The sequence below is a fragment of the Thioclava sp. genome, assembly GCF_048263065.1.
Lineage (GTDB): Bacteria > Pseudomonadota > Alphaproteobacteria > Rhodobacterales > Rhodobacteraceae > Thioclava.
Genome location: NZ_JBLXEM010000048.1, coordinates 1 through 14,705 on the forward strand (window position 1 = coordinate 1; position 14,705 = coordinate 14,705).

The window sequence follows — 14,705 nt, forward strand, 5'->3', positions numbered from 1 at the left end:
CAACCGCGCGCATTCGGTCTTCGTAGCTGTACATGAACTATCTCCAAGATAGTCCAACTTTTCGTCCGCACCCCCGAGTATGCATTTTTCGACCAAACAGTACGATGGAGTAGACAAAAACCAGATGTGGGCCCGGACCTTGTCCGAGACCTACTTTCCGCTTTCGACCGAGTTTCAGGATGACTCCGGGTTCGATGGCACGCTGCAATCCTGGACGCTTGGAATTATGGGGCTGTCGCAAATGGAGTGCAACGCCACCCTCTATCGTCGCAAGAAAAGCCACTTTACGAACGAAAAAGACAGCAGCCTGTTGATCACGATCCCGCAAGCCGAAGATGTTCATTTTAAGCAGTCATCGCGCGATGCAAGGTGCAGCCCCGGTGGCTTTCTGGTGGAACGCGGCGATATTCCTTACGATTTCTGGCATGGCAAACGTAACAAGCTGTGGGTGCTCAAGGTGCCGACAGCCAGCGTGCGTTCCCGGCTGGGCGCGACGGATCGCTTTGGGGCGCTGACGTTCGATGCGACGCAGGGCGTGGGCATGTTTTTCGTCGGCGCGGTGCGTAACGCGATCGAGAACATCGACACGATCAACGATGCGGCGCGCGAAATGGCGGGTCAACATCTGCTGGATCTGTTGTGCCTGTCCATGCGCACGGATGATCGCATTCTGGACAGCAATTCGTCCACGATCCGCGCCGCCCATCTGCAACGCGCCGAACAGTTCATTCGTGACAATCTGGCGAATGCCAATCTGAACTCGCAACTTGTCGCGGATTCCTGCGGGATATCGCTGCGCTATTTGCAACGGTTGTTCGCCGAAGATGACCATTCCATCGTTGGGTACATCCGGGACAAGCGTCTGACGCGATGTGACGAGGCATTGAAAATGACGAATGACACAACGACCGTGGCCAACATCGCCTATAAATGGGGTTTTTACGATCAGGCCCAATTCTGCAAACATTATCGCAACCGCTTTGGTTGCACGCCGACCGAAACCAGAAAGATGAGCCGCCTAGCGGCTGAAGCCAAGGGTGAAACACGGGGCTGACACCCGCCTGGCACATACGAAAATCTAAACCAGTGAAAGCCCCTTTTCAGGGGCGGGATGAAGTTATGCCTAAGGCATGGCGAGAAATGCAAGGAAGAAACATGACAAAATCTAGGGTAGCTGTCGATGTGGGTGGAACGTTCACCGACGTGTGCATCATGGACGAGGATACCGGCGAAATCCGTATCGAAAAGACACCGTCGACACCGGATGATCCGATGCGCGCGATCATGAACGGGGTCGCAGACTCAAAGGTGAATCTGGCGGATGTGACGATGTTTTCGCACGGCACCACCGTAGCGACAAACGCACTGATCACCCGCAAACTGCCCCGTACGGCGATGATTTGTACCGAGGGATTCCGCGATGTTGTGGAAATTCGCCGCTCGAACAAGGAGGATCTTTGGGACACCTACAAGGATGTCGCCAAGCCATACATCCCCCGGCGTGACCGGCTGACGGTCAAGGAGCGCATCGACGCGGAGGGCAAGATCCTTCAGGAACTGGACGAGAAAGAGGCCCGCAAGGTCGCCGAGATCCTCAAAAAGCGTGACGTCAAAGCCATCGCCGTCTGCTTTATCAACTCCTACGTCAACGGTCAGAACGAGCGGCGCATGAAAGAGATCCTCGCCGAGGTGATGCCGGGTGTGCATGTCTCGATCTCGTCCCAGATCATGCCCGAGATCTTCGAACACGAGCGGTTCTCGACGACGATGGTGAATGCGGCGGTGTCGCCCGTGGTGGTCGATTACGTCTCGCGGTTGAGCGATAAGTTGCAAGAGGGCGGCTATACGCGCGACCTGCTGTTGCTGCACACTGGCGGTGGTGTGATGACCCCCGCCAGCGTCAAGGATTTCGCCGCTCGTCTGGCCGGGTCGGGGATCGCGGCGGGGGCCATTGCCAGCCGCTTTATCGGCAATCTATGCGGGTTCGAGAACTCCATCGGGTTCGATATGGGCGGGACCAGCACCGACGTGTCACTTGCCCACCACGGCGAACCGATCATGACCAAGGACTGGTACATCGAGTTTGGCTATCCGATCCGGTTCCCCAGCATCGAGGTTTTGACCATCGGTGCCGGTGGTGGGTCGCTCGCCTGGAAGGACGAGGGCGGTTCGCTTCGCAACGGCCCGCAATCTGCGGGCGCGTATCCGGGGCCGGCCTGCTATGCGAACGGCAATGAGGTCGCCACCAACAGCGATGCCAACTTGGTTCTGGGGCGTCTTGGCACCAGCCTGGCAGGCGGGGAAATCACGCTTGATCCCAAATTAGCCGAAGCGGCGGTGCGTGACACCGTGGCCGAACCCTTTGGCATGGAACTGCACGAGGCGGCCGAGGCAATCATCGACGTCGCCAACGCGAACATGGCCAACGCGGTGCGTCTGCTGTCCATCACCCGCGGCCATGATCCGCGCGATTTCGCGCTGGTTGCCTTTGGCGGTGCGGGGGCGCTACACGGCGCGGAAGTGGCGAAAGAACTGTCTATCCCGGTTGTGATCGTACCGCCGAATCCCGGCGTTACTTCGGCCATGGGGTGTTTGCTGGTTGATATCCAGCATGACTTTTCCGACAGCTTTATGGCCGATGCGGCATCGACTGACCCCAAGGACCTAGAGGCGGCCTTTCAGAAGATCGAGGCCGAGGCTGTCGAGCGTCTGCGCCATGAAGGCGTCGCGCCCGAAAACACCGTCCTGCAACGGACGACCGAAATGATGTATCAGGGTCAATGGCGTTCGCTGGCGGTTTCGACCCCGTCAAAGGTCACCAGCACCGAAGATCTCATCGCAGGGTTCCACGAACAGCACGAGCGCGAATACAATTTCCGCCGTGAGGACGCGCCGGTAAGCATCTTTCGGGTTGGCGTGAAGGCAACGGGCGTGGTCCCCAAGGCCGAGCTGCCCAAGTACGAGGTCGTCGAGAACACGCCTAAACCCGCCACTCAGCGGGATGTCTGGTTCGATGGCAAGTGCTGCAAAGCCGACGTTTATGACCGGGAGGATTTCAAGGCAGGTGCGCAGTTCAGCGGCCCTGCTATCGTCGAACAGGTCGATTCAACCGTTGTCGTTCCGCCAAACACGACAGCAACGGTCGATCAATACATGAATATTCTTATTCGCTGGAGGGCCGAGGCATGAACAGCACGACACAAAACGAACTGGACCCGGTAACGTTCGAGGTTCTGAAAAACTCATTCATCACCTCGGTCGATCAGATGGCCGAACAGATGCTGCGCACCTGCTATTCCTTCGTGATCTACAACCGTGATTTTTCCAACGGTCTGCACGACGCCGAGGGCAACTGCGTGGCGCAAGGTAATGCGGATATCGCCGTTCACGTTGGCACGCTGCACTACACCTGCAAGGATGTGATCCGCGTCTTCAAGGGCGATATGTACCCCGGTGATGTCTATGCAATCAACGACCCGTATGCCGGTGGCACCCATTTCAGCGACGTGCGTCTGATCCGCCCGATTTTTGACGAAGAAACCCTTATCGGGTTTTCCCAATCGAACGGGCACTGGTCCGATCTGGGCGGGTCTGTTCCCGGCTCGTTCAACGTGACGGCCCATGAAATGTTCGGCGAGGCGGTGCGCATCACGCCGATCCGGCTGTTTCACAAAGGCAAGTTTTGTTCCGATGTGGCCAACATGATTGCGGCCAACACACGCGATCCTGCGTCCATTATCGGGGACATCCATTCTCAGGCTCAGGCCACACAGGTCGCAGAACGTGAATTGCAGCGTCTGGTTGAAAAATACGGCCGTGACACGGTCACGCAGGGCATGAACGAAGTGCAAGACTATGTCGAACGCTCGGTGCGTCAGCGGATTTCGGACCTTCCCGACGGCACGTGGGAGGCGGTGGATTACATTGACCGTGATCCCGGCGCAGGCGAGGGCATGATCCCGATCCACATCAAGATGACGATCAAGGGCGATCAGATCACCTATGATTTCGAGGGCAGCCACCCGACGATTTCGTCGATCTACAATTCCGCAGATGGTGCGACTTTCTCGGCCGTGGTCGCGGGCATGAAGATGTTTTTTCCCGATTTGCCGATGAACAGCGGCTTTTATCGTATGGTCGACATCAAGGCCCCCGAGGACAGCGTCGTCAGCGCGCAATGGCCGGTAGCCGTGACCGGCTTCCTCATGCCGTTCGAAAAAATCATGAACGCCAGCTTCGAGATGTGGTCCAAGATCATGCCCGAACGCGCCATCGCCTGTGCCTTCAATCTGGAATACCTGCTGGCGGGCGGCAACGACCTGCGCAAGCCGGAAAAGCCGATCTATATGTTCTACGAATGGCTTCCCGGCGGCTGGGGCGGACGCAACGGCAAGGACGGCTCGGACGTGACGACCGCATGTTTCGGCACCGGTTTGATGTCGCAGCCCTCAGAAGGCAACGAACGGGTTAACCCGACCCGCGCCGACGTATTCCAGATCAAACAGGACAGCGCTGGCCCCGGAAAATGGCGTGGGGGTGCGGGTGTGATCAAAGCGTCGACGTTGCTTGAGGCCGAAAATACAGTGATGTCCTATATCTGCGACCGCGAGCGCGCCGTGGTCTGGGGTGTCGAGGGCGGGTTGCCGTCCATGCCGCACGGCCTGATGGTACAGCACGCCGCTACGGGCGAAGAAACCTGGCTTGGATCGGTGTTCTCTAACTACAAGATCGAAAGCGGCGACAAGTTTACCCGCCCAACCGCAGGTGGCGGCGGATACGGCGACCCGATGGAGCGCGACCCCCAGCGTGTGCTTCAGGATGTAATTGACGAATACGTTTCGGTCGAGCGTGCCGAAAAGGACTATGGCGTCGTGATCAAGGTGAACGACGCAGACATGCTGGACTACGAAGTTGATCCCGAGGCGACCAAAAAATCGCGCGCAAACATCCGTGCGAACCGCGTTGACTGGGCGCGGATGGATCCCGAAAAGGTCTCGCAAATGTACAAGGATGGCGAGATCAACGAGATGGACGCCGTGCGCAAATACGCTGTTATCATGGATTGGGGCACGGGTGAGTTGATGCCGAAATCAACCGAACAGTTCCGTGAAAGCTTTGAAAAGCGGTCTATCGCACATTGGACCTGATGACGATTGTGAAACGAAACCTTTCCCGCCAATCTGGCGGGGAAGGGCGCGCTGTTTCTCAATCGGATTGGACGTGGGACCGTGAATACAGCAAACACCGAGGACCTGTTCGTCCGGCCCGTTAGCGTCGAGGCGGCGCTTGCCGCCTTGGGCGATCAGGCGGTCTTGGTGGCGGGGGCACTTGGGTCATGCGCGCCCCTTTGCGCGGGGAAAGCACCGATCGGGTTTCTGTCTCGCTGTCTGGCATCGCACAATTGCATGCCATTTCGCACGACACCGAATTTTTGCGCCTTGGTGCGCTTGTCACCCACGACGGCCTTGGGGCCTGCACCCAAAACCTGCCGGAAATGGGCGCGCTGATGCAGACGGCCACCATGTCCGCAAACCCGGCGATCCGCAGCACCGCGACACTGTGCGGCAACATCTGCGCGTTTGGGTTTCCTGCTGCGGATCTCGTGCCCGCCCTTATGGCGCTGGATGCGCGTCTTGAGGTTCAGACGGCTCTGTTGCACAAACCCCTTAGGGGATTCATCTCGTGCATCCAGCATGGTAGCTGGGCTGCATGAGCAGACCCACACCCCCGACCTACAAGACCAGGAACTGGCCGGCCTACAATGAAGCGCTCAAGCGCCGGGGCTCGCTGACGATCCATTGGCCGGTAGGCGATTGCTTGCAATCGCCGTAAGGCTGGTTTGATCCCGAGATGACCTGGGATGCGGCGCCGACAGGCCGGCGTGGCCGCCAGCAGACCTACAGCGACGCCGCCATCCAGACTTGCCTTTCAATGAAGGTATTGTTCGGCATGGCGCTCCGGCAAACGACTGGGTTCGTCGAGAGCCTGCTGAAGCTGGTCGGCTTGGACTGGGCGGTGCCCGACTTCAGCACGCTGTCCCGCCGCCAGAAGACCTTGGCCGTGAACATCCCGTATCGCGGCTCCAACGGGCCCTTGCATCTGCTGATCGACAGCACTGGCATCAAGGTCCCCTCTCGGCCGCATCTTTCAGATGCGCCTGTCGGGCAATGGAGGGCGAAGGCGAATGGCACGCGCGCAAGCATGGCGGCTCCAAACGGCGCATCTGGCGCAAGATCCACCTCCGCTGCCCGGCAGGCGATTGCAAGCAATCGCCGAGAGGGGGGTCGACGAGCAAACGCTGGAGATCCGAGCCGTCGAGTTCACCAGCAGTGGTCTCGGCGATGCCCCCATGCTGCCGGAATTGCTCGATCAGATCTCACCCGAACAGGAGATCGGTAGCGTCACCGCAGACGGCGCCTATGACACGCGCAAGTGCCATGATGCCATTGCGGATCGAGGTGCCGCCGCCGTCATCCCACCCCGCAAGAACGCAAAACCATGGAAGCCGAACACTGCCGGAGCGGTCGCTCGAAACGAAGCCTTGCGGGCGTCGAAATATCTCGGTCGGGCGCTCTGGCGAAACTGGAGCGGCTATCACCGCCGAAGCCGCGTCGAAACGAAGATGCACTGTATGAAACTGCTCGGGCAGCGCCTCATGGCGCGGGACTTCGACCGTCAGGTCGCTGAGCTCCAGATCCGCATAGCCGTCCTGAATGGCTACACCGCGCTCGGCATACCCGTCACAGAGGCCGTAGGATAAGTCTGTCCCGGGATAGGGGAAGCTCCGCCCTCACGCGATTTGCGCAACAGTGTCTGGCCTCAACGCGGTCAGACGTGATCGGAGTGATTTTGCCCTCGGTTTCAAACAACGTCTTTTCCGCGGTGATGGACGGGATTTACTCGGCGGCGGAAGGTACGCGCTATTCGGTGCAGCTGGGCTATTCGCGCTACGCGCCGCTCTCGGAAGAGAACTTGCTCCGACTGTTTCTGCGTCAGCGCCCGGCTGGCTTGATTGTCACTGGGATCGACCAGACCGACGCCGCACAAGCGATTTTGCAAGATGCCGATTGCCCGGTCGTTCAGATCATGGAAACCGGCCCCGCGCCGCATGACCGGATGATCGGGTTTTCGCACTATCAGGCCGCGCGGGCCGCCACCGCGCATTTGATCGCGCGGGGCTATCGTCAGCCCGGTTTCCTTGGCGCGCGGATGGACCCGCGCACGCAGCGCCGCCTCCAAGGTTTTCGCGACGAATTGCGCGCGCATGGGATTGACGAGGGGCGCCGCGTTCACAGCACGACGCGTCCCTCATCGGTGACGTTGGGCGGGCTTCTGCTGGCGGAACTGATGGATGTTGCGCCGGAAACCGACGCAGTCTTTTGCATCAATGATGATCTCGCGCTGGGCGCGATGTTCGAGGCGCAGCGGCGCAATTTGCGTATTCCTCAAGAACTGGGAATTTGCGGGTTCAATGATATGGAAATGATGGGTGCCGCCGAGCCGTCACTCACCTCAGTGCGCACCTTTCGCCGCGAGATGGGCGCGGGCGCGGTGCAACTTATTCTCGACGCGTTATCGGGAGGGGCGCGGCCAGATGGTAATGTCGTCGACCTTGGATTTGAGATCATGCCGCGGCATTCAACCCGGCGTGACAGCTAGTGCGTTACCGGGCATCGTATGGCATTTCACCAATGCTATTGCGATCCACCACTATTCGTTTACTGCAGGTCAGTCGCGATCTCGATGCGCTCACCCATGCTGAATGTCGCGCAACTCCTGCTCTGGCCTTAGGACTCCAATGCGAAAGAAGAAGCCAACGCATGAAGTCTGGAGAGCCAAGCTCGTATATGGGCGCATCGCCGATCTGACCCTGCCATACAGGGCGCGATGATCTCAATTTGCGTTTGTACGCTTTGTTCGCGTGGCCGCGCTGTATGGCGCACCGTGCCACTCTCGCCCGTAAGTCGCAGCCAGAAGCCAGTCGCACCACCCGCCAGAACCGGGCAATCTGGACGGATTAGCTGCATCTAGCTCCCGAGGGTCTTGAGCAGTATCTCGACTTCGGCGAGCGTGGGGGCAGCGTCAGAGGCTCCGCGGCGTGTCGTCGCCAGGGCGCCACAGGCATTGGCAATGCGCAACGCTTCGGGCAGGCTGTCGCCGCGCGCCAGCGCAAAGGCAAGCCCCCCGTTGAAGCAGTCCCCAGCTGCGACAGTATCTATCGCGGTGACGGGTAGGGTGGGGAGATGGCCTTCGCCTTCGCGGCCTTTCCAGTAGACGCCACCAGCCCCCATCTTGATCACGGCGATGCGCAGGCCGCGTTCGATCAGGATGGACGCGGCGCGCGCGGCACTGGCCGGGTCGGTTGGGCGCAGACCTGTCAGGGCCTCGGTTTCGGTTTCGTTGGGGGTCATCGCGTCGACCGCGCGCCATACCTCCGAACCAAAGGGCGCGCGTGGCGCAGGTGCCGGGTCGAGCACAGTCATTCCTCCGGCTGCGCGCATCTTGCCAGCGGCTGCAAGTCCGGCCTCGAGCGGCGTTTCGAGCTGCAACAGCAACACCTTTGCCGAGGCAAAGGCTGAATCGAGGCGCGCCACATCCTCGGCACCGATGGCCATATTGGCGCCGCCGACGACGGTGATCGCGTTCTCGCCATCCCGGGAGACGCCGATTGATGCAATTCCAGTCGGATGGTCCGGGTCTTGCCATAGTGGACCCGTATCCACGCCCGTCCGCGCCAGCCAGTCGCGGGCCATCTGCCCGAAGGCATCGGTGCCAGTCCGGCCGGCCAGCTTGGCATCTCCCCCCAAACGTGCTGCTGCCACCGCCTGGTTGGCGCCCTTTCCCCCAAGCGCGATAGCATAGCTTTCGGCATGGACGGTTTCGCCCGGCGCGGGCAGGCGTGCGCCATAGCTGGTGATGTCGACATTGACGCTGCCGAGGACGAGTATGCTCATTCTTGAGGTCCTGATATTTGGCCGACGGAGCTGCGCTCGATCAACTTCGGCGCAAGCCTGATGCGATCGGGTAAGTCCGCGTCGGTTTCGAGATGGTCGATAATGACGCTGGCTGCACGTTGGCCCAGATCTTGCATGGGCTGGCGGATCGTCGTGAGCGGAGGTGCGGTGAATGCCGCGATCTCGATGTCGTCATATCCCATCACGGAGATCTGGCCGGGAACTTCGAGGCCGCATTGGTAGGCGGCGCTGAGCGCCCCCATCGCCATGACGTCGTTGAAACAGAACACGGCCTGCGGCCGTTGTTCCTGCGGAAGGGATAGAAGCGCGCGCATGGCGACATCGCCACCCGCGACGGTCGGCTCAGAAGCGATGGCGAGCGCGGGGTCAAAGGGAATCCCCCGGCGCGAAAGTTCCTCGGTGAACCCCTTGAAACGGATCGCCGAGCGGGGGTGGTCGAGCGGGGCTGTGACGCAAGCGATACGGCGAAATCCGCGCGCTGTCAGATAGGTGGCTGCTAGAGCGCCACCTGCCAGACTGTCATCGGCAATGGTGCTAGCAGGTGCCGCATCCTCATCGTCGAGCGCCACTGTCGGAACGCCGGAGGTCCTAGCAAGCTCGGCCGTGAGGCCCGGCTGCTGGTTCGACGACAGGATAATCAGCGCGTCGATCCGCTTGGCGCGCAACGTATCGAGATAGACCTGAACCTTCTCGCGGTCATCCTCAGAATTGCACAGGATCAGGCTGTAGCCACGTGTGAAGCAAGCGGTTTCGACGCCATGGATCAGCGCCGCAAAGAATGGGTTCGTCGAAGAGGTCACGATCATCCCGATGGTGCGGGTGCGATGCCCCTTGAGCGCTTGGGCCACCCCGTTGGGTGCAAAACCCAGTTGCGCGATCGCCGCGCGCACGCGTTTTGCCGTCTCGGGCGAGACGACGCGAGTGCTATTGACGACATGCGAGACGGTGCTGTTTGACACCCCGGCCACGCGCGCGACGTCTTTTATCGTGATGTTATTTCTCATGATCCTCTGGGAAAAAGGCGGCGCCGGGATCAATCCGGCGCCGCTGGTGTCGCGATGAGCTTACTTGGTGATCAGCTTGAGGGGAACCGAGGTCAAGGCAGGAACCTTTTCGCCCTTCATAATTTTGGCGGCGGCATCGATCCCCAGCGCGCCGATCTGGTCGGGTTGTTGTGCAACCGTCCCGGACATGGTGCCAGCCTCGACTGCTTTGATGCCGTCATCGGTGCCGTCGAAGCCGACGATGAAGATTTTCTTGCCCGAGCCCTCGGTCGCCTTGAGCGCGCCCAAAGCCATCTCGTCGTTCTGGGCGAAGACGGCTTGGATGTCTGGGTTCGCCTGAAGGATGTTCTCCATCACGTTGAGCCCCTTGGTGCGGTCGAAATCAGCGGGTTGGCTGGCGACCAGTTCGATCCCCTTGTCTGCGGCGATCGCCTCGTGGAAGCCTTTGCCACGGTCGCGTGCAGCCGAGGTGCCCGGAACGCCCTGAAGCTCGGCCACCTTGCCCTTACCGCCCAAGAGCTTGATGATCTCATCCCCGGCCATCTTACCGCCCGCCACGTTATCCGAGGCGATATGGGTCGCGACCTTGCCGCCATTGGCGCTGCGGTCGAGCGTGATCACCGGCACATCGGCGCGGTTGGCGGTGCGGACCGCAGCCTTCACCGCGTCGGAATCGGTCGGGTTGATGAGCAGAACCTTGATGCCCTTGTTGAGCACATCCTCGACATTCGACAGTTCCTTGGCTGGATCGTTCTGACTGTCCAGAACGATCAAGTCGACACCCATTTTCTTCGCTTGAGCTTCTGCGCCGTCCTTGAGGGAGACGAAGAAGGGATTGTTCAGCGTCGAGACAACGAGGGCTAGTTTGTCGGCAGCCTGAGCGGCGGTGCCAGCCCCTGCTAGAAATGCCGCAGTGGCGGCGAGGGCAAGAAACTTACGCATGATTAATCTCCTCCGATGGTTGCGTTTTCTTCAGGTTAGTTCGTTGCCTTGCCACGGCTGTCGACCAGCACGGCAAGCAGGATCACGGCACCCTTGGCGATCATCTGGTAGTAGGACGAGACATCCAGCAGATTGAGCGCGTTGTTGAGCACGCCGATGATGAGCGCGCCGATGAGTGTGCCGAAAAGGGTGCCACGCCCGCCCATCAGGCTGGTGCCGCCGACGACGACTGCGGCGATGGCGTCGAGTTCGTAGGAGGTGCCCGCGGTTGGCTGCGCGCTTTGTAGGCGTGCGGTCAGGACGATGCCAGCGAGCGCGGCCATCAGGCCAGAGATCGCGTAGACCGCTACCTTGACGCGACCCGCATTGATCCCGGCGAGACGGGCGACCTGTTCGCTGCCTCCGACTGCGTAGACATAGCGACCGAACCGCATCTGCGAGAGCACGAACCAGCAGATCAGAAAGACCACGCCAGCAAGGATCACTGGCACCGGGATGCCGAAAAGATAGCCGCCGCCGATATACCAGAAGGCATCAGCGGCTACACCTTCTCCCGCGTCGATCGGGCGGCCGCCACTGAACACCAATGTCGCACCCCGCAGGGCGGTCATGGCGACCAGCGTGGCGATAAAGGGTTGGACCCGTCCGATTGAGACGATCAGGCCGCTGACTGCGCCAAGCGCGGTGCCAAATAGGAGCGTGGCGATCAGCACGATGGGCATGCTGAAATTCGCGCCGATCAGCGTGGCGCAGACGGCTCCGGTAAGCGCCAGCACCGAACCAACTGACAGATCGATCCCGGCGGTAAGGATTACGAAGGTCATGCCGAAGGCGATAATCGCGTTGATCGATGTCTGGCGCAGGACAATCAGCAGGTTATCCGTCGTTAGGAAATGCGGGCTGAGCGTGGTGACGACCGCCATCAAGATCAGAAGGCCGATCAACGATTTTTGGGCGGCAAAAGCCCGCATCAGGGCGCCCGCTAATGCGGGTTTGGCAGTCATCGCGGCGGCGTCGCGTCCGGGGCCAGGGGGGCTCATGTCTGGGGCTTCCTTCTCGATTACGCGACGGCGCGTTCCATGATTGCGTGCTGACTGGCCTCACCGCGTGCGAAGGTGCCAGTCAGGCGGCCTTGCGACAGCACAAGGATGCGATCTGACAGGCCAAGCAGTTCAGGCATGTCCGAGGACATCAGCAGGACGCACAGTCCGCGCGACTTCATCTCATTGATAAGGGTGTAAATCTCGCGGCGTGCACCGACATCGACGCCGCGGGTAGGTTCGTCGAGGATCACAACCTTCGGATCGGCCAGCAGAGATTTTGCCAGAGACACTTTCTGCTGATTTCCGCCCGACAGGTTGCGCACCTCGGTTTCCATGTCCGGCGCCTTGACGGCGAAACGGCGCATATAGTCGTCGACCGCTGACCGCTCTTGAGCGCGGCGCACCACGCCGCCCGGCGACAGTGTCGGCAGCGCGCTTAGCGCCATGTTTGTCCGAATTGCGTGCGGCTGGATCAAGCCATCAGATTTTCGATCTTCCGTAACGTAAGCAACTCCCGCACGCACTCCATCGCTGGGACGACGCATTTGACGCGGATGTCCGTCGATCAGGATCTGGCCCGAAGCTGCACGGTTCGCGCCATAGATCGCGCGGGCCAACTCGGTTCTTCCAGCACCCATCAGGCCCGCGAAGCCCACTACCTCTCCGGCATGGGCGGCGAAGGAAATGTCGGAGATGCCGTCGGCGGTGAGATCTTTGACTTCTAACAGCACGGGACCGGGCAATTGCGCTACGTAGGGATATTGATCGGTGATGTCACGCCCGACCATGTGATGGATCAGCTGTCCCTCGGTCAGATCGGTAACTTGGCCCTCATGCACGAGGCGCCCGTCGCGCAGAACAGCGACGTCATCGCATTCGGCGAAGATTTCGCCGAGGCGGTGCGAGATGTAGATTATCGCCTTGCCCTCGGCTTTCAGGTGGCGAATTGCCTCGAAGAGGATCGCGGTCTCGACATCGGTCAGTGCGTCTGTGGGCTCGTCCATGATGATAACTTCGGCGCGCTGCGACAGCGTGCGCGCGATCTCAACCATCTGCTGGGCGCCGACCCCAAGGCGTTCAACCGGTTGGCGCGGGTCAATATGATCCTGCCGCAGCGACGCCAGCAATTCGGCGGTGGCACTGCGCATTCGGGGCCAGTCAATCGGGCCGAAAGGGCGTCGAGGTTCGCGCCCGAGAAAGATGTTCTCGGCCACTGACAGGCCCGGAAGCAGGTTCAGTTCCTGGTGGATGATCCCGATCCCGAGATCGATTGCCTGACGCGGATTGACGACGGCGACGGGGGCATCCTTGAACAAGATTTCGCCGCCCGGGTCAGGTTGGTGGATGCCGGTGACGATCTTCATAAGGGTCGATTTTCCGGCCCCGTTCTCACCGACAAGCGCCAGCACACGCCCAGCCCGCGCCCGAAGATTGACGCCGTCGAGCACCCTGACATCCCCGAAAGTCTTCGAGATGTTGCGCAGTTCGAGAAGGGTCTTGCTCATGCTTGCCTCCTGCAATGGCGCCGTCAGAACGGCACCCCGGAAAAGAGGATTACGTTCGCGAAGGGCGTGCATTCGCCGGTGCGCACGATGGCCCGGGCGTTGCGCGTTGCGCGCTTTAGGTCCTCGTGGCTAAACCGTTCAATTGCGATTGGCGCACCTTGCACTGCCGCCTGTGCTTCCAGCATCGCAACCGTTTCGTTGTGGAGCTGCGGGCTTTGTTGCGCGAACTCGCTGGCGATCTGGGCCTGTTCGATCTGCAACTCGGCTATGATCGCGGCGAGCACATCTTGGAAAGCGGGAAGGCCGGGGAGGAGTGAAAGGTCGATGCGCTCGGGTCCGTCCGGTATCGGCAGCCCTGCATCGCATACGACAATGGAGTCTGTATGCCCCATGCTCGCAAGCGCCCGACAGAGCGCGGGATTCAGGATCCCCGATCTCTTCATTTGTCCTCCTCCGGAAAGCTCTCGCGCTGCCCTCTCAGCGTGCCTTCAAGGGAAAAGATGTCCCAAGAAAAACGTTTGCGCAATCGTTTTTTTAAGGAATTTTCAAGTTGGCGCGAAAAGCCGTGTATGTCTATCCGATGGTTCGAAAATTCGGAGCTTTGGAAAAGATGGCCATTTTTACAAGCACTTGGATTACGCCCATGAAGCTGCCTGCGAGTGGGAACGATACCATAAGTGTCATGAGTAACATTCGTGTGTTCGTGTGTTCGTTGGGCGGATGAGGTGATGGGGCCAATCCTGGCTTTGGCTCACCGAAGCCAGCCGCGACGAGCAATGCCTCCGCCGCGAACACGGCATGCTGCTGGTCGCTGATGAGATAATCACCACCGCATTCGGACGCACGGGGGCGTGGTCTGGTTCGCGCCTTTGGGGCGTTCAGCCTGATCTGATGACCACGGCCAAGGCGATCACCAACGGCTATTTCCCGTTTGGCGCGGTGATGATCTCAGGGCGTGTCGCCGAGGTGTTTGAAAGCGACACTTCTGGCAAGGGCGCGATTGGCTCGGGCTACACCTATTCAGGCCATCCGGTCGGCGCGGCGGCTGCAATCGCCTGTCTGAAGGAAACGCAGCGCTTGCAGGTCAAGGACAATGCCGCCGCACGCGGTGCGCAACTGTTTGCAGGGCTTCAGGCGCTGCAAGAAAAATATGACATCGTGGGCGATGTGCGCGGCGGGCATGGGCTGATGTGTGCGCTTGAACTGGTATCGGACCGCACAAATAAAACGCCGATC

The 14,705-nt window shown here is 60.3% G+C and carries 10 protein-coding genes and 3 pseudogenes; 7 read left to right on the top strand and 6 right to left on the bottom strand.

Features of this window, described 5'->3' with window-relative positions; translation table 11 throughout:
* The first annotated feature begins 139 nt into the window (after positions 1–139).
* From ACN0SD_RS19665 to ACN0SD_RS19690, 6 genes and pseudogenes are all read left to right on the top strand, one after another.
* Complete coding sequence (locus tag ACN0SD_RS19665; protein WP_417809892.1) at positions 140–1,054, top strand: helix-turn-helix domain-containing protein; 915 nt, start codon at positions 140–142, stop codon at positions 1,052–1,054.
* A 101-nt stretch (positions 1,055–1,155) separates the two neighbouring features.
* Positions 1,156–3,189 carry a hydantoinase/oxoprolinase family protein gene (locus ACN0SD_RS19670; RefSeq protein WP_417809893.1) on the top strand — a complete coding sequence of 678 codons (2,034 nt, stop codon included), beginning with the start codon at positions 1,156–1,158 and terminating at the stop codon, positions 3,187–3,189.
* Positions 3,186–5,147 carry a hydantoinase B/oxoprolinase family protein gene (locus tag ACN0SD_RS19675; RefSeq protein ID WP_417809894.1) on the top strand — a complete coding sequence of 654 codons (1,962 nt, stop codon included), beginning with the start codon at positions 3,186–3,188 and terminating at the stop codon, positions 5,145–5,147. Before ACN0SD_RS19670 ends, ACN0SD_RS19675 begins: the two co-directional genes overlap by 4 nt.
* Before the next feature lie 185 nt (positions 5,148–5,332).
* Positions 5,333–5,713: pseudogene (locus ACN0SD_RS19680) on the top strand (FAD binding domain-containing protein); the annotation flags it as partial.
* Positions 5,710–6,760 (top strand): annotated as a pseudogene (locus tag ACN0SD_RS19685) (IS5 family transposase). The pseudogenes ACN0SD_RS19680 and ACN0SD_RS19685, both read left to right, overlap by 4 nt.
* A 74-nt stretch (positions 6,761–6,834) precedes the next feature.
* Positions 6,835–7,659 (top strand): substrate-binding domain-containing protein, encoded by an 825-nt coding sequence (locus ACN0SD_RS19690; protein ID WP_417809895.1) that lies wholly within the window; start codon positions 6,835–6,837, stop codon positions 7,657–7,659.
* A 368-nt stretch (positions 7,660–8,027) separates the two neighbouring features.
* Here the strand turns inward: ACN0SD_RS19690 and rbsK are convergent, their stop codons facing one another.
* Genes rbsK through rbsD form a run of 6 tightly spaced genes read right to left on the bottom strand, consistent with a single transcriptional unit; the run spans position 8,028 to position 13,912 of the window.
* Positions 8,028–8,954 (bottom strand): ribokinase, encoded by a 927-nt coding sequence (gene rbsK, locus ACN0SD_RS19695; protein ID WP_417809896.1) that lies wholly within the window; start codon positions 8,952–8,954, stop codon positions 8,028–8,030.
* Positions 8,951–9,979, bottom strand: a complete 1,029-nt coding sequence (locus ACN0SD_RS19700; RefSeq protein ID WP_417809897.1) for a LacI family DNA-binding transcriptional regulator — start codon at positions 9,977–9,979, stop codon at positions 8,951–8,953. Before ACN0SD_RS19700 ends, rbsK begins: the two co-directional genes overlap by 4 nt.
* 60 nt (positions 9,980–10,039) lie before the next feature.
* Positions 10,040–10,921 carry a ribose ABC transporter substrate-binding protein RbsB gene (rbsB, locus tag ACN0SD_RS19705; RefSeq protein ID WP_417809898.1) on the bottom strand — a complete coding sequence of 294 codons (882 nt, stop codon included), beginning with the start codon at positions 10,919–10,921 and terminating at the stop codon, positions 10,040–10,042.
* 35 nt (positions 10,922–10,956) lie between these two features.
* On the bottom strand, positions 10,957–11,961 hold the full coding sequence (gene rbsC, locus ACN0SD_RS19710; RefSeq protein ID WP_417809899.1) for a ribose ABC transporter permease: 1,005 nt from the start codon (positions 11,959–11,961) through the stop codon (positions 10,957–10,959).
* A gap of 20 nt (positions 11,962–11,981) precedes the next feature.
* Entirely contained in the window at positions 11,982–13,469 is a 1,488-nt protein-coding gene (locus ACN0SD_RS19715) for a sugar ABC transporter ATP-binding protein (RefSeq protein WP_417809900.1), read from the bottom strand.
* Between the two features lie 23 nt (positions 13,470–13,492).
* Positions 13,493–13,912 (bottom strand): D-ribose pyranase, encoded by a 420-nt coding sequence (gene rbsD, locus ACN0SD_RS19720; RefSeq protein ID WP_417809901.1) that lies wholly within the window; start codon positions 13,910–13,912, stop codon positions 13,493–13,495.
* A gap of 346 nt (positions 13,913–14,258) precedes the next feature.
* Between rbsD and ACN0SD_RS19725 the strand changes: the two are divergent.
* Positions 14,259–14,705: pseudogene (locus tag ACN0SD_RS19725) on the top strand (aminotransferase class III-fold pyridoxal phosphate-dependent enzyme); the annotation flags it as partial.

Excerpts from the sequence above, each read along its gene's own strand:
- ACN0SD_RS19670 (WP_417809893.1), top strand. The coding sequence starts at position 1,156 with ATGACAAAATCTAGGGTAGCTGTCGATGTGGGTGGAACGTTCACCGAC.
- ACN0SD_RS19675 (WP_417809894.1), top strand. The coding sequence starts at position 3,186 with ATGAACAGCACGACACAAAACGAACTGGACCCGGTAACGTTCGAGGTT.
- rbsK (WP_417809896.1), bottom strand. The coding sequence starts at position 8,954 with ATGAGCATACTCGTCCTCGGCAGCGTCAATGTCGACATCACCAGCTAT.
- ACN0SD_RS19700 (WP_417809897.1), bottom strand. The coding sequence starts at position 9,979 with ATGAGAAATAACATCACGATAAAAGACGTCGCGCGCGTGGCCGGGGTG.
- rbsB (WP_417809898.1), bottom strand. The coding sequence starts at position 10,921 with ATGCGTAAGTTTCTTGCCCTCGCCGCCACTGCGGCATTTCTAGCAGGG.
- rbsC (WP_417809899.1), bottom strand. The coding sequence starts at position 11,961 with ATGAGCCCCCCTGGCCCCGGACGCGACGCCGCCGCGATGACTGCCAAA.
- ACN0SD_RS19715 (WP_417809900.1), bottom strand. The coding sequence starts at position 13,469 with ATGAGCAAGACCCTTCTCGAACTGCGCAACATCTCGAAGACTTTCGGG.
- rbsD (WP_417809901.1), bottom strand. The coding sequence starts at position 13,912 with ATGAAGAGATCGGGGATCCTGAATCCCGCGCTCTGTCGGGCGCTTGCG.